The sequence below is a fragment of the Micromonospora sp. NPDC047521 genome (assembly GCF_055587305.1).
Window position 1 is genome coordinate 50,404 of the sequence record NZ_JBVJGN010000005.1, and the last position, 17,318, is coordinate 67,721.

A 17,318-nucleotide genomic window follows, 5' to 3' on the forward strand; every position below is an offset into this window, starting at 1 on the left:
CGCAGGTCCGCCGGCCCCGGCCGGCGGGACAGCAGGGGAGGAGCGGCATGCAGCGGTGGCGGGGGTACGACGCGGCGCCCGGAGGGTGGGGACGTTCGGTCGTGACCATCGGCGTCTTCGACGGCGTACACAGGGGGCACCAGGCGACGATCGGCCACGCCGTGGCCCGCGCCCGGGAGTTGGGCGTGCAGTCGGTGGTGGTCACCTTCGATCCGCACCCGGCCGAGGTGGTCCGCCCCGGCTCGCACCCGGCGGTGCTCACCGAGCAGGCCCGCAAGGCGGAACTGATCGAGGCGCTCGGCGTGGACGTGCTCTGCGTGGTGCCGTTCACCCAGGAGTTCTCCCGGCTGCCTGCCGAACAGTTCGTGCACGACGTCCTGGTCGAGCACCTGCACGCCGCGCTGGTGGTGGTAGGCGGCAACTTCCGCTTCGGGCACCGCGCCGCCGGTGACGTGGCGCTGCTGGAGCGGCTCGGCCAGACCTTCGGCTTCGGCGTGGAGGGCGGCCCGCTGGTCACCGAGGACGGCACCGTCTTCTCCTCCACGTACATCCGCTCCTGCGTCGACGCGGGCGACGTCGGCGCGGCGGCGGCGGCGCTGGGCCGGCCGCACCGGCTCGAGGGCGTGGTGGTCCGCGGCGACCAGCGCGGCCGGGAGTTGGGCTTCCCCACCGCCAACCTGCTCTGCCACAGGTACGCGGCGGTGCCCGCCGACGGGGTGTACGCGGCCCGGCTGATCCGCCGCGGCCAGCACGAGCCGCTGATGGCTGCCGTGTCGGTGGGCACCAACCCGACCTTCTCCGGCCGGGAGCGGCGGGTCGAGGCGTACGCGCTGGACTTCTCCGGCGACCTGTACGGCGAGCGGCTGGCCCTGGACTTCGTGGCGCACCTGCGGGGGCAGGTCCGGTACGACTCGATCGAGCCGTTGATCGCCCAGATGAACCAGGACGTCGAACGCACCCGACGCGCCCTGAGCTGACCCTCACGCGGCCCGGCCGAGGCCCTTGGCCGGCTGTTACCGGCGGGTGCTGGTAGTCTTGCCGGGACGTCGGGTGACCGGCGTGGGGCCTCGCGTGCCTGCTCGACGCCGCGGGTGCGAGGTACCGGTCCGTTCCCGGTCCATCGGGACGACGGACATCTACTTGATCAACCCATCGAAACAGGGAGAACATGGCGCTCGACCAGGAAGCCAAGGCCAGCATCCGTGCGGAGTACGCGACCGCCGAGGGCGACACCGGTTCGCCGGAGGTCCAGGTCGCGGTCCTCACCAAGCGGATCGCCGAGCTGACCGAGCACCTGAAGGTGCACAAGCACGACCACCACAGCCGCCGTGGGCTGCTGCTGCTGGTCGGCCGTCGCCGTCGGCTGCTCAACTACGTCCAGAAGAAGGACATTGCGCGCTACCGGTCGCTCATCGAGCGGCTCGGCCTGCGCCGGTGACGTGACGGGGGAGTGGCTGACCGGCCGCTCCCCCGCACCGCGTCCCACCTGAAGAACACGGGCCGCGCGACCACCCGAGAGGGAGCCGGTCAGCGTACCGGTCTCCGGTAGTGGCCCCCGGGAACCCGGCATTGCGCCGGCCACCCGGGCGCTTCGATCGAAGACCGGCCGGCTGAGCAGCTCCCCGACGTCGCGGGCCCACGACGCGAAGGAGCACGACAGCACATGACCGAGACCAAACTCGGCACCGAATCCCGCACCGCCGTGATCGACAACGGGTCCTTCGGCACCCGTGAGATCACCTTCTCCACCGGCCGGCTGGCCCGTCAGGCCGCCGGTTCCGTCATCGCCCAGCTGGGCGAGACGGTGGTTCTCTCCGCCACCACCGCCGGTAAGCAGCCGAAGGAGCAGTTCGACTTCTTCCCGCTGACCGTCGACGTCGAGGAGCGGATGTACGCCGCGGGCCGCATCCCCGGCTCGTTCTTCCGCCGTGAGGGCCGGCCCAGCGAGGACGCGATCCTCACCTGCCGCCTGATCGACAGGCCGCTGCGCCCGTCCTTCGTCAAGGGCCTGCGCAACGAGGTCCAGGTCGTCGAGACCATCCTCGCGCTCGACCCGCAGCACCCGTACGACGTCGTGGCGATCAACGCCGCCTCGATGTCGACGAAGCTCTCGGGTCTGCCGTTCTCCGGCCCGATCGGGGCGACCCGCGTCGCCCACATCGACGGCCAGTGGGTCGCCTTCCCGACCCTGGAGGAGCTGGCTCGCGCCACCTTCGACATGGTCGTGGCCGGCCGCACGCTCGACGACGGCGACGTCGCGATCATGATGGTCGAGGCCGAGGCCACCCCGAACGCCGTCGCGCTCATCTCGGCCGGTGCCACCGCACCGACCGAGGAGGTCGTGGCCAGCGGTCTGGAGGCCGCCAAGCCGGCCATCCGCGAGCTGTGCCGCGCGCAGAGCGAGCTGGCCGAGGTCGCCGCCAAGCCGGTCGCCGAGTTCCCGGTCTTCCTGGACTACCAGGACGACGTGTACGACGCGGTCTCCGAGCTGGCCCGCGGTGACGTGGCCGAGGCGATCACCATCGCCGGCAAGGCCGACCGCGAGGAGGCCCTGGACCGGGTCAAGGCCCGGGTCGCCGAGGAGCTGGGTGCTCGGTTCGAGGGTCGGGAGAAGGAGCTCAGCGCCGCCTTCCGGTCGCTGACCAAGTCCGAGGTGCGCAACCGCGTGCTGCGCGAGCAGGTCCGCATGGACGGGCGTGGCCCGCGCGACATCCGCGCGCTGACCGCCGAGGTCGGCGTGCTGCCCCGCGTGCACGGTTCGGCGCTGTTCGAGCGCGGCGAGACCCAGATCCTGGGCGTCACCACGCTGAACATGCTCCGCATGGAGCAGATGGTGGACACGCTGTCCCCGGAGAACCGCAAGCGCTACATGCACAACTACAACTTCCCGCCGTACTCGACGGGTGAGACCGGCCGGGTCGGCTCGCCGAAGCGTCGCGAGATCGGCCACGGCGCTCTCGCCGAGCGCGCGCTGATCCCGGTGCTGCCGTCGCGCGAGGAGTTCCCGTACGCCATCCGACAGGTGTCCGAGGCGCTCGGCTCCAACGGCTCCACCTCGATGGGTTCGGTCTGCGCCTCGACGCTGGGCCTGCTCTCCGCGGGTGTGCCGCTGAAGGCGCCGGTCGCCGGCATCGCGATGGGTCTCATCTCCGACGAGGTGGACGGCAAGACCCAGTACGTGACGCTCACCGACATCCTCGGTGCCGAGGACGCGTTCGGTGACATGGACTTCAAGGTCGCCGGTACGCCTGAGTTCGTCACCGCGCTCCAGCTCGACACCAAGCTCAACGGCATCCCGTCGGACGTGCTGGCCGCCGCGCTTCAGCAGGCCAACGAGGCCCGGCAGGTCATCCTCGGCGTGATGAAGGCGGCTATCGAGGCTCCGGCCGAGATGTCGGACTACGCGCCGCGGGTCACCACCGTCAAGATCCCGGTCGACAAGATCGGCATGGTGATCGGCCCGAAGGGCCAGACCATCAACGCGATCCAGGACGAGACCGGCGCCGAGATCTCCATCGAGGACGACGGCACGATCTACGTCGGCGCCACCAACGGCCCGTCGGCCCAGGCGGCCGTCGACCGGATCAACGGCATCGCCAACCCGACCCTGCCCAAGCAGGGCGAGCGGTTCCTCGGCACGGTGGTCAAGACCGCCGCGTTCGGTGCGTTCATCTCGCTGCTGCCGGGCCGGGACGGCCTGCTGCACATCTCCAAGGTGGGCGACGGCAAGCGGGTCGAGCGCGTCGAGGACTTCCTCAACGTCGGCGACCGGGTCGAGGTCGAGATCGCGGACATCGACGCCCGCGGCAAGATCTACCTGGACAAGGTCCGCCCGGAGGGCGCCGAGGCGCCGGCCGCCGGTGAGGCCGCCGGTGGCGACCGACCGGCTGGCCGGGACCGGGGCGACCGGGGTCCGCGTGACCGGGGCGACCGCGAGCGTGGCGGCGACCGGGGCGGGCGTGGCCCGGAGCGCGGCGACCGTGGCGAAGGCGGCGGCGGCGAGGGTGGTGGCGAGGGCGGCGAGCGTCCGCGCCGCCGGACCCGGCACAGCTGACAGTCGTACACCGCATCACCCACCCCTCGTCGAACCGGGAGCACCACGTGAGTCGGGCCTTCAGTGCGCCGTTTCCACCGGATCGACGGGGGGTGGCTCCGTCTCGGGCCACCGGGGCGGGCCGCTCCGGCGGCACCGCCCGCGCGGTGACCCGGACGCTCAGCGACGACCCGCTGGGCGGCACGGTACGTCGTACCGTGCTGCCCAGCGGCCTGCGCGTGCTCACCGAGGCGATTCCGGCGATGCGCAGCGTCTCGTTCGGCGTCTGGGTGGCGGTCGGCTCGCGTGACGAGACCGGCCCGCAGGCCGGCGCCGCGCACTTCCTGGAGCACCTGCTCTTCAAGGGCACCCACAAGCGCACCGCGCTGGAGATCTCCTCGCAGATCGAGGCGGTGGGTGGCGAGACGAACGCCTTCACCACGAAGGAATACACCTGCTACTACGCCCGCGTGCTGGACGAGGACCTGCCGCTGGCGATCGACGTGATGTGCGACCTGGTCGCCGACTCGCTGCTGGAGCCGGCCGACGTGGAGACCGAACGTGGCGTGATCCTGGAGGAGATCGCCATGCACGACGACGAGCCCGGTGACGAGGTGCACGACCTCTTCGCCCGCGCCGTCTACGGCGACCACCCGCTGGGTCGGCTGATCTCCGGCACCGAGGAGACTGTCACGCCGATGACCAGGCGGCAGATCCAGAGCTTCTACCGAAGCCGCTACACGGCGCCGCAGATCGTCATCGCCGCAGCCGGCAACCTGGATCACGCCGCGGTGGTCAAGCTGGTCCGCCAGGCCGTCCGGGGCACCCCCCTGGACAGCGACCCGGCCAGCCCGGCGCCGCACCGCGCGGCCACCCCTGCGGTACGCACCAAGCCTGCGACCACACTTGTCGAGCCGAAGGAGACCGAGCAGGCGCACGTCCTGCTCGGCTGCCCCGGCATCGACCGCCTCGACGACCGGCGCTTCGCCCTCGGGGTGCTCAACAACGTGCTCGGCGGCGGCATGTCCAGCCGCCTGTTCCAGGAGATCCGCGAGCAGCGCGGCCTCGCGTACTCGGTGTACTCGTACGCCAGCCAGTACGCCGACACGGGCCTGTTCGCCGTCTACGCCGGCTGCGCGCCGGGCAAGGTCGACGAGGTGCTGGCCCTGACCCGCGCCGAACTGGCCCGGGTCGCCGCCGACGGGTTGACCGAGGCCGAGGTGGCCCGGGGCAAGGGCATGAGCAAGGGCTCGTTCGTGCTCGGCCTGGAGGACACCGGCTCCCGGATGAGCCGGCTGGCCAAGGGCGAGCTGCTCTACGGCGACCTGATGCCCGTGGACGAGCTGCTCCGCCGGGTGGACGAGGTGACCGTCGAGGACGTGAACACCCTCGCCGCGGAGCTGCTCAGCCGCCCGATGTCGCTGGCCGTGGTCGGCCCGTTCGGGGAGAGCGACTTCGCGGTCTGAGGGCCGTCGCCGTACGTCCGGGCGTACGTCCCGGTCGGTGGAGCCGACCGGATCCGACGACTGGGGCACGTCCCGACTGGGATAGGTTGTGCCCCGTGACTGACGAGCGGGACACGATTCGGGTAGGCGTTTTCGGTGCGCGTGGCCGGATGGGCATGGAGGTCTGCAAGGCGGTGGAGGCCGCCGACGATCTCACCCTCGTGGCGTCGATCGACCAGGGCGACGACCGTTCCGCCGTCTCCGGCGCCGACGTGGTCGTCGACTTCACCACGCCGGACGTCGTCATGGACAACCTCCAGTGGTGCATCGACCAGGGCATCAGCGCGGTGGTCGGCACGACAGGCTTCACCGGGCAGCGCCTGGAGCAGGTACGCGGCTGGTTGTCCGGCAGGCCCGAGGTGAGCGTGGTCATCGCCCCGAACTTCGGCATCGGCGCGGTGCTGATGATGCAGTTCGCCGCGCGGGCGGCCCGGCACTTCGAGTCCGTCGAGATCATCGAGCAGCACCACCCGCGCAAGCTGGACGCCCCGAGCGGCACCGCCACGCACACCGCCCGGCAGATCGCCCAGGCCCGCGCCGAGGCCGGCCTCGGCCCGGTGCCGGACGCCACCACTGACGAGGTGCCGGGCGCGCGGGGCGCCGACATCGACGGGGTACGCGTGCACGCCGTCCGCGCCACAGGTCTGGTCGCCCACCAGGAGGTGCTGTTCGGCACCACAGGCGAGACGTTGACGATCCGGCACGACTCGTACGACCGGGTGTCGTTCATGCCTGGTGTACTGCTGGCCGTCCGCGCGGTGCGCAACCGCCCCGGCCTCACCGTCGGCCTGGACGCCCTGCTCGACTGAGCCGCCTCCCTACGCGAGTTGACCGGCTAGCATCCGCCGATGATCGATGGTGGACATCTCGACCGCGTCGGCCGGCAGGTCACCCTGCGCCCGGTCGACGACGACAACTGGCGGGCGGTGGCCGACGTCGCCCCGCGCGACGACCAACGCCGGTTCGTGGCCGCGCTCGGGGCGCGTTACCTGCTGCTCAGCATGCGCTCCGAGGTGTGGACCTCCCTCGCCGTGTACGCCGACGAGACAGTTGTCGGCCACGTGATGTGGGGTGTGGACGACGACGGCTCGCACTGGATCGGCGGAATGCTGATCGACGCCGCCGAGCAGCACCGTGGCGTGGGCCGCGCGACGGTGCAGACCCTTGCCCCCTGGCTGGCGGCCCGACCCGGCAATCCCCCGGTCCGCCTGTCCTACCACCCCGACAACACCCAGGCCGCCGCCCTCTACACGTCCCTGGGCTTCCGCCCCACCGGCGACTGGGACGACGAAGAGCTGACAGCCCAACAAACCCCCTAACCCCCACCCCCTCCGTTGATCATGAACTTATCGCCACGACACGCCGTGCCCAATGACGACAACTTCATGATCGACGGGAGGGGCGGGGGAGTGGAGAGGGGCGGGGGGTCAGTGGGTTGGGGTTGGGGTTGGGGTTGGGGGGCGGCGTTGGGTGGGGAGGGTTGGGATCAGCGGGGTGGGGAGGCCGGTGACTGCGGGGGCGCCGGTGTTGTCGACTGTGACGTGCACCGGGGTGCCGGCCACCCGTAGACCGGTGGCCGTGACGGCACCGAGCTCGGCGCCCGCCAGGGGAGCGACGCGGACCGTGCCGCCGGGCACGTCGGGGTAGAGACCCGTGGCGGCCTGGAGCAGCAGCACCGCACTTGCGGCGGCCCACGCCTGCGGCCGGCACGCCGCCGGGTACGGCACCGGGCGGTTCACCAGTGACCTGTCGTCGCCGCCGTACAGCTCGGGCATCCGGTAGTCGAACGCCTCGGCCGCGCTGAGCAGGCCCTCGGCCAGGCCGAGGGCGGCGTCCCGGTGCCCCGCGCGGGCCAGCCCGGCGAGCACGATCGCTGTGTCGTGGGTCCAGATCGAGCCACAGTGGTACGACAGGGAGCTGAAGCCGGCGTCGTCGGTGGACATGGTTCGCAGCCCGAATCCGCCGGTGAGCGTGTCGGTGCTGAGCAGCCGGGCGATCTGGGTCTCCTCCTCGCCGGTGAGCAGGCCGGTGCCGAGCAGGTGGCCGATGTTGCTGGTCAGCGAGTCCACGGGGCGCTTGTCCCGGTCCAGGGCCAGGGCGGGCTGGGGGCCGTACCGGCCGTCCACCCAGAAGCTCTCCCGGAATCGGCGGGACAGCTCGGCGGCGTGCTCGCGCCAGCGGTCCGCGCCGGGGCGGTCGAACGCGTCGAGCAGGGCGGCGCCGTTGACCGCCGCCTCGTGTGCGTACCCCTGGACCTCGGCCAGCACGATGGGCGCGGTGGCGAGCGATCCGTCGTGGTAGCGGACGGCGTCGCCGGAGTCCTTCCAGCCCTGGTTGGACAGCCCGCGCCCGGTGGTGTCGACGTACTCGATGAGGCCGTCGCCGTCCGGGTCGGCGTGGTCGCCGAGCCAGGCGAGCGCCGCTTCCAGGTGGGGCAGCAGTGGTTCGATCCGCTCGGCGGGCAGACCCCAGCGCCAGGCGTCGTGCAGCAGGTTGACCCAGAGCATGGTGGCGTCGACGGTGCCGTAGTAGGCAGGCGGCAGGAGCAGCCCGTTCTCGGGTAGGGCGACCTCGTGTCGGCGCAGTTCGTGCAGGATCTTGCCGGGGGCCTCGCCGGTCGTCGGATCGGCCCGGGTGCCCTGCCGGCGGGCGAGCACCTTCAGGGTGCCGGCGGCCAGGTCGGTGCCGAGCGGCAGCATCATCCGGGCGGCCCAGAGGCTGTCCCGGCCGAACAGGGTGAGGAACCAGGGCACTCCGGCGCCGAGGAAGACGTCCCCGGGGGCGCCGGTCTCGGCCAGCCGCAGGCCGCGCAGGTCGTCGAGGCTGCGGTCGAGCAGTCGGACGAGGCGTCGGTCGTCGGCGGTCACCTCGGGCCGGGACCACTCCGGCACACCGGGCGGGCCGACGACGACGGCGCGCGGGTCCTCGACGCTGAGCTGCCAGCGCAGCACGGTGTCGCCGCCGCCGGGGGGCAGCTCGACCGGCCAGGTCAGCCGGGGTGCGGTGGCCCGTTCGCCGCTGGCGAGCACGTCGGCGCCCGGTGCGGTGACGGTGACGGCGATGCCGTCCGCGGCCCAGTTGAGCACGCCCGGCTGGCCGGTCTTGGCCTCCAGCGGCGCGGCGGCGCCGCCGGACTTGACCACCTCGATGGGTGCCAGGTCGCAGCCGAGGTCGACGCTGACTGTGGCCCGTACGCCGACAGCGGCGGTGGAGACGATCCGCAGCTCCTCGGTGATGCCGCCTCGGGTGGCCCGGCGGAGTCGGTCGACGCGGACTGTGGGGTCGGGGGTGGGGTCGCCGAGCCAGCGGGCCAGGCCCACGAAGCGCGCGCCGTGCGGGCCGTCGTCGCCGCGGGTCAGCCCTTCCAGCTCCCGGTCGTCGACCCGTAGCTCGGCCCGCGAGAGCACCCGGGCGTCGGCGTGGAAGACGCCCTGGACACCGGTGGGGCGGATCTGCCCGGTCGCGTCCCCCAGTGCGCTGGTCGGGGCCAGGACGACCCCCACCAACTCGTGCAGGAGGGGTTGCAGCTGGCGTTCGATCACGGTGTGGCTCCAGATCCTCGGGGGTCGGGACGCACGTCTTGACAACGCGTCCCGGGCGGTGCAAAGTGCGAAACATTCCAGAAACTTGAACGATCTAATCCTGCCTTATCCAAATTGGATCGTTCAAGACGGCGAGAGGGATTAAGTGGCCGAAAAGGTGACCATCGCGACGGTGGCCCGGCACGCCCGAGTGAGCCGGCAGACGGTGTCCAACGTGCTCAACGCCCCGCACATCGTGCGGCAGGAGACCCGCCAGCGTGTCGAGGACGCGATCAACGCGCTCGGCTACCGGGCCAACCAGGCGGCCCGACAGATGCGTACCGGCCGATCCCGGCTCATCGCCGCCCGGATCGAACCGACCCGCGACGGCATCAACGGCTCCGTGCTCGACCGCTTCCTGCACGGCCTTACCGAGACCGCCGACGCCGCCGGCTACCGGGTGCTGCTCTACACCGCCAGCGACGACGACCGGGAGATCGCCACCTACGGTGACCTGCTCGGCACGTACGAGCTGGACGCGTTCGTGCTGGTGGGCACCAAGTACGGCGACCCGCGTACCGAATGGCTCGCCGACCGGGACGTGCCGTTCGTGACGTTCGGCCGGCCGTGGGACGCCCTCGACGCGCACCCCTGGGTGGACGTCGACGGCGCCGCCGGCACCGCCCAGGCCACCCGACACCTGCTGGACTCCGGCCATCGGCGGATCGCGTTCATCGGCTGGCCGGCCGGCTCCGGGGTCGGTGACGACCGGCGCGCCGGATGGCACGACACCCTCCTCGCCGCCGGCGTCGACCCGGGTGGGCTGCACCGGGAGACCGAGGACGGCATCGCCGAAGGCGAACGTCTCATGCGGGACCTGCTCGTCGCCGTCGCGCCGACCGCCGTGGTCTGCGCCAGCGACTCGCTCGCCCTCGGCGCCCTCCAGGCCGTTCGCGGCACCGAACCGCCGGTGTCGGTGATCGGCTTCGACGACACGCCGGTGGCCGCGGCGATCGGGCTGACAAGCGTCAGCCAACCGCTCGGCGAAGCCGCCGCCCGCTGCGTGGACCTGCTCACCGGTGTCCTCGACGGCAACCACGAGAGCCCTCCTCCCGTGCTGCTCCAGCCCTCGCTGGCACTGCGGCACACCGCGTAATCCCACCCCCACCAGGAGAGACCCATGGCACCTCGAACCCTCACGCGGGCGGCGGTGGCCGGCCTCGCCGCCGTCGCACTGCTCGGCTCCGCGGCCTGCGGCAGCGGCTTCGACGACTCCGGCGACGCGGCCCAGTCCAGTGGCCCGGCCAGCCTCCAGATCCTGATCGGCTCGTCCGGCGAGGCCGAGACCAAGGCCGTCCAGGACGCCGCCGCGAAGTGGGCGAGCGGCTCCGGCAACACCGCCACGGTCACCCCGGCGCAGGACCTCACCCAGCAGCTCGGCCAGGCCCTGGCCGGCGGCACCCCGCCGGACGTCTTCTACGTGGACGCGGCACGGTTCGCCGACTACGCGAGCGTCGGCGCCCTGGAGCCGTACGGGGACAAGATCAGCAACTCGGGCGACTTCTACGAGAGCCTGCGCACCACGTTCACGTACGACGGCAAGCTCTACTGCGCGCCGAAGGACTTCTCCACCCTGGCCCTGCAGATCAACACCGACCTGTGGGCCAGGGCCGGGCTGACCGACGCCGACGTGCCGACCACCTGGGACCAGCTCACCGCGACCGCGCAGAAGATCAAGGCCAAGGGGCAGGTCCCGCTGGCCCTCGGCGACACCCGGGACCGGATCGGCGCCTTCCTGGTGCAGAACGGCGGCTGGCTGGTCAGCAAGGACGGCAAGCAGCCCACCGCCGACACCCCGGAGAACCTGGCCGCCCTCCAGTACGTCAAGACCATGCTCACCACGGGTCTGGCCAAGTACCCGAAGCAGCTCGACGCCGGCTGGTCCGGTGAGGCGTTCGGCAAGGGCAAGGCCGTGATGACAATCGAGGGCAACTGGATCAAGGGCGCCCTGCAGAACGACTTCCCCAACGTGAAGTACAAGGTGGTGGCGCTGCCGGCCGGCCCGAAGGGCCAGGGCACGCTCTCCTTCACCCAGTGCTGGGGCATCGCCGCGAAGTCCAGGTACAAGGACCAGGCGATCAAGTTCGTCGAGGCGATGACCAGCGGCGAGCAGCAGATGAGCTTCGCCAAGGCGTTCGGTGTCATGCCGTCCCGCCAGTCCGTACGCGACCAGTACACCTCCGCGTTCCCGGCGGACAAGGTGTTCGTGGACGGCGCCGCGTACGCCCAGGGGCCGGTGAACGCTCCGAAGATGGACAGCGTCCTGAAGGACCTCGACACCGGTCTGCAGGGCCTGACCAACGGCGACCCGAAGACCGTGTTGCAGAACTTCGACAAGAACGCCAAGGCGGCGCTCGGCGGCAGCTGAGGTGACGGCGGGGGCCCCGGGCGACCTATCGGGGCCCCCGCCGCACGTCGGCCCGAGAGAAGAGGGGAGGGGAGATGGCAACCGAGACACTTACCGCCGCGGCGACCGCGCCCGGGACGAGCCGCCGCCGACGCCGGGGCGGGACCCGCGGCAACGAGAACCTCGCCGGCTGGCTCTTCGTCGCGCCGGTGATCGTCATCCTGGGGCTGTTCCTGCTGCTGCCGATCCTGATGGCGCTCTGGGTCAGCCTGACCGACTGGAACGGCCAGGGCAGCCCGTTCACCGGCGACGTGCCGTTCGTCGGCGCGCACAACTACACCCAGTTGTTTACCGAGGACGGGCTGGCCCGCCGCGACTTCATGACAAGCATCCGCAACAACATGTACTACGTGGCGATCGTGGTGCCGGCGCAGACAGTGCTCGCGCTCGGCCTGGCGCTCGTCGTCAACAACCGGATGCTCAAGGGCAAGAGCTTCTTCCGCAGCGCGTTCTACTTCCCCTCGGTGACCAGTTCGGTCGCGATCAGCGTGGTGTTCCTGTTCCTCTTCGCCAACTCCGGCGCGGTCAACGCGCTGCTCGGTTTCCTCGGGATCGACGGCCCGGAGTGGTTCGCCGACTCCCGGGGCGTGCTGCACCTGCTGTTCGGCGCGGTCGGCGTGGACTCGCCGCCGGACGCGCTGACCGGCGGCGGCCCGTTCGGGCTGAGCTGGTGGGATTGGCTGGCCGGGCCCAGCGTCGCGATGATCTCGATCATCACGTTGGTCATCTGGACCACCTCCGGCACCTTCATGCTGATGTTCCTCGCCGCGTTGCAGAACGTGCCGGTGGCGCTCGACGAGGCCAGCACGCTCGACGGCGCGTCCCGGTGGCAGCGGTTCCGCCACGTCACCCTGCCGATGATCAGGCCCACCACCTTCCTGGTGCTCACCCTCGGGACCATCGGGTCCTGGCAGGTCTTCGACCAGGTGTACGTGATGAGCCAGGGCGACCCGGCCAAGACCACGCTCACCCCGGCGTACCTGTCGTACCGGACCGCCTTCCGGGACTTCGACTACGGCTCCGGCGCGGCGATCTCCTTCGTCCTGTTCCTGATCATCATCGTGCTCACGCTGATCCAGCGCCGGGCGCTGGCCGAGCGGGACACCGACCGGCCGCGCCGCGGTTGGTGGCGTCGACGCGTACCGGAGAGGTCCTGAGATGGCCGTGCTCACCGACCGCCCGGCGGCGCCTACGCGGCGCGACCACCGCGCGGCCCGCACGCTCGCCACCCGTTTCCTGGGGTACGCCACGCTCGTCTTCTTCGGGTTGGTGTTCCTCTACCCGTTCGTCATCCAGATCGGCAACTCGCTCAAGACCGAGTCGGACGCGGCGGCGAACCCGCTGTCGCCGTTCCCCGACCCGCTCACAGTGGCCGGCTTCGAACGGATCTTCGCCGGCACCAACTTCCCGCTCTGGCTGGGCAACTCGCTGCTGGTGACGGTGCTGGTCACCCTCGGGCGGGTGTTCTTCGACTCACTCGCCGGGTACGCGCTGGCCCGGCTGCGCTTCCGTGGGCGCAGCGGCCTGTTCGCGGCGATCATCGCGGTGCTGGCGGTGCCCGGCGTGGTGCTGCTGATCCCGAAATTCCTGGTGCTCAACCAGCTCGGCATCTACAACAGCTACGCAGGTCTGGTGGTGCCGCTGCTGGCCGACGCGGCGGGCGTGTTCATCATGAAGCAGTTCTTCGAGTCGATCCCGGTGAGTGTGGAGGAGGCCGCCCGGATCGACGGGGCGAGCGTCTTCCGTACCTTCTGGTCGGTGGTGCTGCCGATGGCGAAACCGGCGCTGATCACCCTGACCATCCTGTCGTTCCAGGGCTCGTGGAACGAGTTCCCGCACAGCCTCGTGGCGGTGCAGGACCCGGACCTGTTCACGCTGCCACGAGGGCTCGCCGACCTGGTCAGCGGCTCCCTGGGCAGCGGCACCCAGTACCCGCTCAAGCTCGGCGCCGCGCTGCTGGCCACCATCCCGGTGGCGATCATCTTCGTGGTGTTCCAGCGGTACTTCGTGCGCGACGCCAACGACGGCTCGGACAAGGGCTGAGCGACGCAGGTGTGGTAGCCCGGCCAGGGGCCACCACACCCGTTACTCGACCTTCTCGGCCGGCACTGCCACGTGCAGGCGCACCTGAGGCACCAGCATGTCGTCGACGTCGAGCGCCCGGGCCGCGCCGTCGGGCTCCCAGCCGGTGCTGGTGAGGAACGTGCGGGTCGCCTCGTCGCCGTCGAACGCCCAGGCCACCGCCCGACCCATCCCGTCCTCGCGCCACAGGTCCACGGTGGCGGCGAGCAGCCGACTGCCGTGCCCCCGCCGACCCCAGCGCGGCTCCACAAGCAGGTCGGTCACGGCGGCCACGTCCGGGCCGAGCGCGTCGGCAGGCTCGCCCGGAGCGAGGGCCTCGGCGTCGGCCGGGCCGGAGGCGGCGAACCCCACCAGATACGATTGCTCGGCCTGTTCGACGGCGACCAGCACCCGGTGCGCGCCCGAGGGCGGCTCCAGCACCGCGGCGCTCCACCGCCGGGCGAGGAACGCCTCGTCCAGGTTGTCGAGCACGTGCCGAGGAAGGATCCGGCGGTACGCGACCCGCCAGGTCGCGAGCTGGATGCGTGCGATCTCGCCGGCGTCCTCGGGACGCGCCGGGCGGACGTACCCGAGAGCCATGGGACGGAAGCCTACGCAGGGCCAGGGAGGCGACGGTGGCGCAGGGTGCCAACAGGACGGCCGCGCAGGTCGTGGGCGTGGTGGCGCTCGCCGCGGCGGTCAGCGTCTTCCTCGCCGTCGCTGCCGTACGGCACGGCTTCTTCGACCTGAAGGTCTACTACGGCGCGTTGACGTGGTGGGTGCACGACGGCGGGGAGATCTACGACTACCTGAAACCCAACACCCAGTACGGCTTCACCTATCCGCCGTTCGCCGCGCTTGTCATGTTGCCCATGGCGTACCTGCCGTGGACGGCCGCGATCGTGGTGAGCGTGCTCGCCAGCGTGGTCACGACGGCCGTCCTGATCTGGTGGCTGGTCGACCCGATCGCCCGGCGGGCCGGCTGGACCCGGTGGTTCGCCCTGGCCGTGGCGCTCTGCCTGGCCGCCGCGTTCGAACCGATGCGCGAGACTGTCAACTTCGGTCAGGTGAACACGCTGCTGCTCTTCCTGGTGGCGGTGGATCTGCTGCGGCTGCTGCCGGCCGGCAACAGGTGGGCAGGTGTGGGCATCGGCCTGGCCACCGCGATCAAACTGACTCCTGGCATCTTCATCGTCTACCTGCTGGTCACCGGGCGGTGGCGGGCGGCGCTTACCGCCAGCGGCACGGCGGCCGGGGTGTCCCTGCTGGCCGGGGCGCTCTTCCCGGACGCGTCCCGCGAGTTCTGGACCGAGGCGCTGTGGAACACCGGCCGGGTCGGGGAGTTGGCCTTCGTGTCCAACCAGTCGCTGCGCGGGGTGGTCGCCCGGCTGGACCCCCAGCATCCGAGCACCCTGCTGTGGCTGCTGCTCGTGCTCGGCACCCTGGCGCTCTGGGCCTGGCGGTCCCGCTCGGCCGTGGCGGCCGGTGACGAGGCGACCGGCCTGGCGCTCACCGGCGCGGTGATGTGCCTGGTCAGCCCGGTCACCTGGGTGCACCACCTGGTGTGGCTGCTGCCCGCGCTGATCCTGCTCGTCGACAACGCGACGGCCGCGCCCGCCGGCCGCCGCCGGCGCGTCCTGCTGGCCGCCGTGACCATCGGGTACGTGCTGCTGATCAGCCGGACCGTGTGGGTCTGGGAGAAGGACTTCACAGGCGTCGACGGCTTCCTCGGCAGCAACGCCTACGTGTGGATCAGCCTGGCGCTGCTGGCCTTCCTGCCGATCCGCCGGTGGCTGACCCCGGGCGGGTCAGCCGTCGAGACGTCCGGCGTACCGCAGCTCGACCAGCCCGAGCGGCCCGCGCCCGCCGGCGAGAGGCACCTGGTAGGTCGACTGCTCACCGTCAGGTGACAGGCCGGCCCGTTCACAGAATCGGCGGGCCCGCCCGTTGTCCGCCAGCACCCACAGCCGGTAGCCGGTCCAGCCCCGCTCACTGAGCCCGACGCGGGCGGCGTCGAGCAGGGCGTTGGCGGTCCCGTCGCCCCAGAACGCCGGCTCGACGTAGAGCGCCAGCACCTCACCGACCGCCGGGTCCAGGTCGTCGCGGTCCTGGTTGCGGCGGTACGGCCCGAAGGTGGTGAAGCCGACGACCAGGCCGTCCACCTCACCGAGCAGGGTGGTGAACGGGTGTTCCGGGTCGGCGGTGCCGACGTCCCGACGGCGCTGCGCCCAGGCCACCACGTTGAGCCGACCGAGCACCTCGTCCGGCATGAAACCGGCGTAGCCCGCCTGCCAGCCGTGCACGTGCACCCGGGCGACCGCCTCGGCGTCGTCCGGCTCCTCCCGGCGGATGGTCAGCATTGCACCGTTCTATGCCCCGATGACGGTCCGAGTCCAGCTTCCCGCACCGGCGTCGTACCTATGATTTAGGGTCGCCGACGATGGCCGCACCGGAATCACTCTCGCTCGCCCAGGCCCGCCGGGTGGCGCTCGCCGCCCAGGGCTTCGCCGACCCGCCGCCGACAGGCGTGCCGACACGCCGGCACCTGCGCCGGGTCCTCGACCGGGTCGCTCTCATCCAGATGGACTCGGTGAACGTGCTGCAACGCGCGCACTACCTGCCGCTGTACAGCCGGCTCGGCCCGTACCCGACGACGCTGCTCGACCAGGCCGCCTACCGGCGCCCGCGGGAGCTGTTCGAATACTGGGGTCACGAGGCGTCGCTGGTCCCGGTCGGGCTGCACCCGATGCTGCGCTGGCGGATGGCCCGGGCGCACAGCGAGTCCTGGGGCGGCATGCGGCGCATCGCCCAGGAGCAGCCGGAGCTGGTCGCCTGGGTACGCGACGAGGTGGCCGCCCGGGGTCCGCTGACCGCCGCCGAGATCGAGCACGACGCGCCCCGCGAGACAGGCAACTGGGGGTGGAACTGGTCGGCGGTCAAGCGCGCGCTGGAGTTCCTGTTCTGGGCCGGCGAGGTGACCGCCGCCGAGCGCAGCACCTCCTTCGCCCGCCGCTACGACCTGCCCGAGCGGGTCCTCCCGGCGGCAGTGCTCGACGCGCCGACCCCTACCGACGCCGAGGCGTACCGGACGCTCGTTGCCCTTGCCGCGCGGTCGCTGGGGGTGGCCGCGGAGCCGGAGCTGCGCGACTACTTCCGGCTGCCGCTGGCCGGCGCCCGGCAGGCCGTCGCGGAGCTCGCCGAGGCCGGCGAGCTGGTGCCGGTCACCGTGGCGGGCTGGCGGCAGCCGGCGTGGCTGCACGCGTCCGCCCGGCTGCCCCGCTGGATCCGGGCCAACACGCTGGTCAGCCCGTTCGACCCGCTGATCTGGGAACGGGCCCGCACCGAGCGGCTCTTCGACTTCAGCTACCGGATCGAGATCTACGTTCCCGCGCCGCAGCGGGTCTACGGCTACTACGTGCTGCCCTTCCTCCAGGGCGACCGGTTCACCGCCCGGGTCGACCTGAAGGCCGACCGCAAGGCAGGGGTGCTGCTGGTCCCGGCCGCCTGGCTCGAACCGGGCGCCGACCCGGGAGAGACAGCTGTGGCGCTCGCCGCCGAGTTGTACCGGCTCGCCGGCTGGCTCGGCCTGGACGCGGTGGCGCCGCCCGCCGCAGGTGACCTGGCCGGCCCGCTGGCCGCCGCGTTGGCAGGCGTGTCAGGTGTACCGTGAGCGCGTGACGAGCGTTCCGGGACCGGTCGACCAGCCGCAGCCCGCACCGGGGGCGGTCCAC

At 71.7% G+C, this 17,318-nt stretch carries 15 protein-coding genes; 12 read left to right on the forward strand and 3 right to left on the reverse strand.

All coding sequences use genetic code 11. The features are described 5' to 3' along the window. Positions 1-47: 47 nt before the first annotated feature. From ACZ6N8_RS13380 to ACZ6N8_RS13405, 6 genes are all read left to right on the forward strand, one after another. A complete protein-coding gene (locus tag ACZ6N8_RS13380; protein WP_387112900.1) occupies positions 48-977 on the forward strand; it encodes a bifunctional riboflavin kinase/FAD synthetase in 930 nt (309 codons plus the stop codon). Positions 978-1,168: 191 nt separating this feature from the next. After that, on the forward strand, positions 1,169-1,438 hold the full coding sequence (gene rpsO / locus ACZ6N8_RS13385; protein WP_030337594.1) for a 30S ribosomal protein S15: 270 nt from the start codon (positions 1,169-1,171) through the stop codon (positions 1,436-1,438). Between the two features lie 225 nt (positions 1,439-1,663). Next, positions 1,664-4,054 (forward strand): polyribonucleotide nucleotidyltransferase, encoded by a 2,391-nt coding sequence (locus tag ACZ6N8_RS13390; RefSeq protein ID WP_466009911.1) that lies wholly within the window; start codon positions 1,664-1,666, stop codon positions 4,052-4,054. A 47-nt stretch (positions 4,055-4,101) separates the two neighbouring features. Further along, positions 4,102-5,499 carry a M16 family metallopeptidase gene (locus tag ACZ6N8_RS13395; RefSeq protein ID WP_466009913.1) on the forward strand — a complete coding sequence of 466 codons (1,398 nt, stop codon included), beginning with the start codon at positions 4,102-4,104 and terminating at the stop codon, positions 5,497-5,499. Between the two features lie 95 nt (positions 5,500-5,594). Next, a complete protein-coding gene (dapB, locus tag ACZ6N8_RS13400; RefSeq protein WP_364366627.1) occupies positions 5,595-6,347 on the forward strand; it encodes a 4-hydroxy-tetrahydrodipicolinate reductase in 753 nt (250 codons plus the stop codon). A gap of 39 nt (positions 6,348-6,386) precedes the next feature. After that, positions 6,387-6,857 (forward strand): GNAT family N-acetyltransferase, encoded by a 471-nt coding sequence (locus ACZ6N8_RS13405; RefSeq protein WP_466009915.1) that lies wholly within the window; start codon positions 6,387-6,389, stop codon positions 6,855-6,857. 108 nt (positions 6,858-6,965) lie between these two features. Here ACZ6N8_RS13405 and ACZ6N8_RS13410 read toward each other — a convergent pair whose 3' ends face one another. Beyond that, positions 6,966-9,080 carry an amylo-alpha-1,6-glucosidase gene (locus tag ACZ6N8_RS13410; RefSeq protein WP_466009917.1) on the reverse strand — a complete coding sequence of 705 codons (2,115 nt, stop codon included), beginning with the start codon at positions 9,078-9,080 and terminating at the stop codon, positions 6,966-6,968. 145 nt (positions 9,081-9,225) lie between these two features. Here ACZ6N8_RS13410 and ACZ6N8_RS13415 point away from each other — a divergent pair, with 145 nt between their 5' ends. From ACZ6N8_RS13415 to ACZ6N8_RS13430, 4 genes are all read left to right on the forward strand, one after another. After that, positions 9,226-10,215, forward strand: a complete 990-nt coding sequence (locus ACZ6N8_RS13415) for a LacI family DNA-binding transcriptional regulator (RefSeq protein ID WP_466009919.1) — start codon at positions 9,226-9,228, stop codon at positions 10,213-10,215. Positions 10,216-10,239: 24 nt separating this feature from the next. Beyond that, complete coding sequence (locus ACZ6N8_RS13420; protein WP_466009921.1) at positions 10,240-11,487, forward strand: sugar ABC transporter substrate-binding protein; 1,248 nt, start codon at positions 10,240-10,242, stop codon at positions 11,485-11,487. A gap of 74 nt (positions 11,488-11,561) precedes the next feature. Next, complete coding sequence (locus ACZ6N8_RS13425; RefSeq protein WP_466009923.1) at positions 11,562-12,683, forward strand: carbohydrate ABC transporter permease; 1,122 nt, start codon at positions 11,562-11,564, stop codon at positions 12,681-12,683. A 1-nt stretch (position 12,684) separates the two neighbouring features. Continuing rightward, positions 12,685-13,569 carry a carbohydrate ABC transporter permease gene (locus tag ACZ6N8_RS13430; protein WP_466009925.1) on the forward strand — a complete coding sequence of 295 codons (885 nt, stop codon included), beginning with the start codon at positions 12,685-12,687 and terminating at the stop codon, positions 13,567-13,569. 42 nt (positions 13,570-13,611) lie between these two features. On the opposite strand, the gene ACZ6N8_RS13435 is transcribed toward ACZ6N8_RS13430, so the two are convergent. Then, positions 13,612-14,187, reverse strand: coding sequence for a GNAT family N-acetyltransferase (locus tag ACZ6N8_RS13435; protein ID WP_364366621.1), 576 nt, complete (start codon positions 14,185-14,187; stop codon positions 13,612-13,614). A gap of 35 nt (positions 14,188-14,222) precedes the next feature. Between ACZ6N8_RS13435 and ACZ6N8_RS13440 the strand changes: the two genes are divergently transcribed. After that, positions 14,223-15,497: a glycosyltransferase 87 family protein gene (locus tag ACZ6N8_RS13440; protein ID WP_466009927.1), complete on the forward strand. Its 1,275-nt coding sequence runs from the start codon at positions 14,223-14,225 to the stop codon at positions 15,495-15,497. Here ACZ6N8_RS13440 and ACZ6N8_RS13445 read toward each other — a convergent pair. Further along, entirely contained in the window at positions 15,396-15,947 is a 552-nt protein-coding gene (locus tag ACZ6N8_RS13445) for a GNAT family N-acetyltransferase (RefSeq protein ID WP_466009929.1), read from the reverse strand. The genes ACZ6N8_RS13440 and ACZ6N8_RS13445 overlap by 102 nt on opposite strands. An 80-nt stretch (positions 15,948-16,027) precedes the next feature. Here ACZ6N8_RS13445 and ACZ6N8_RS13450 point away from each other — a divergent pair, with 80 nt between their 5' ends. Continuing rightward, the gene (locus ACZ6N8_RS13450; RefSeq protein ID WP_364366612.1) at positions 16,028-17,257 is read left to right on the forward strand and encodes a winged helix-turn-helix domain-containing protein; all 1,230 of its coding nucleotides are present in this window, start codon (positions 16,028-16,030) and stop codon (positions 17,255-17,257) included. The last annotated feature ends 61 nt before the right edge of the window (positions 17,258-17,318 follow it).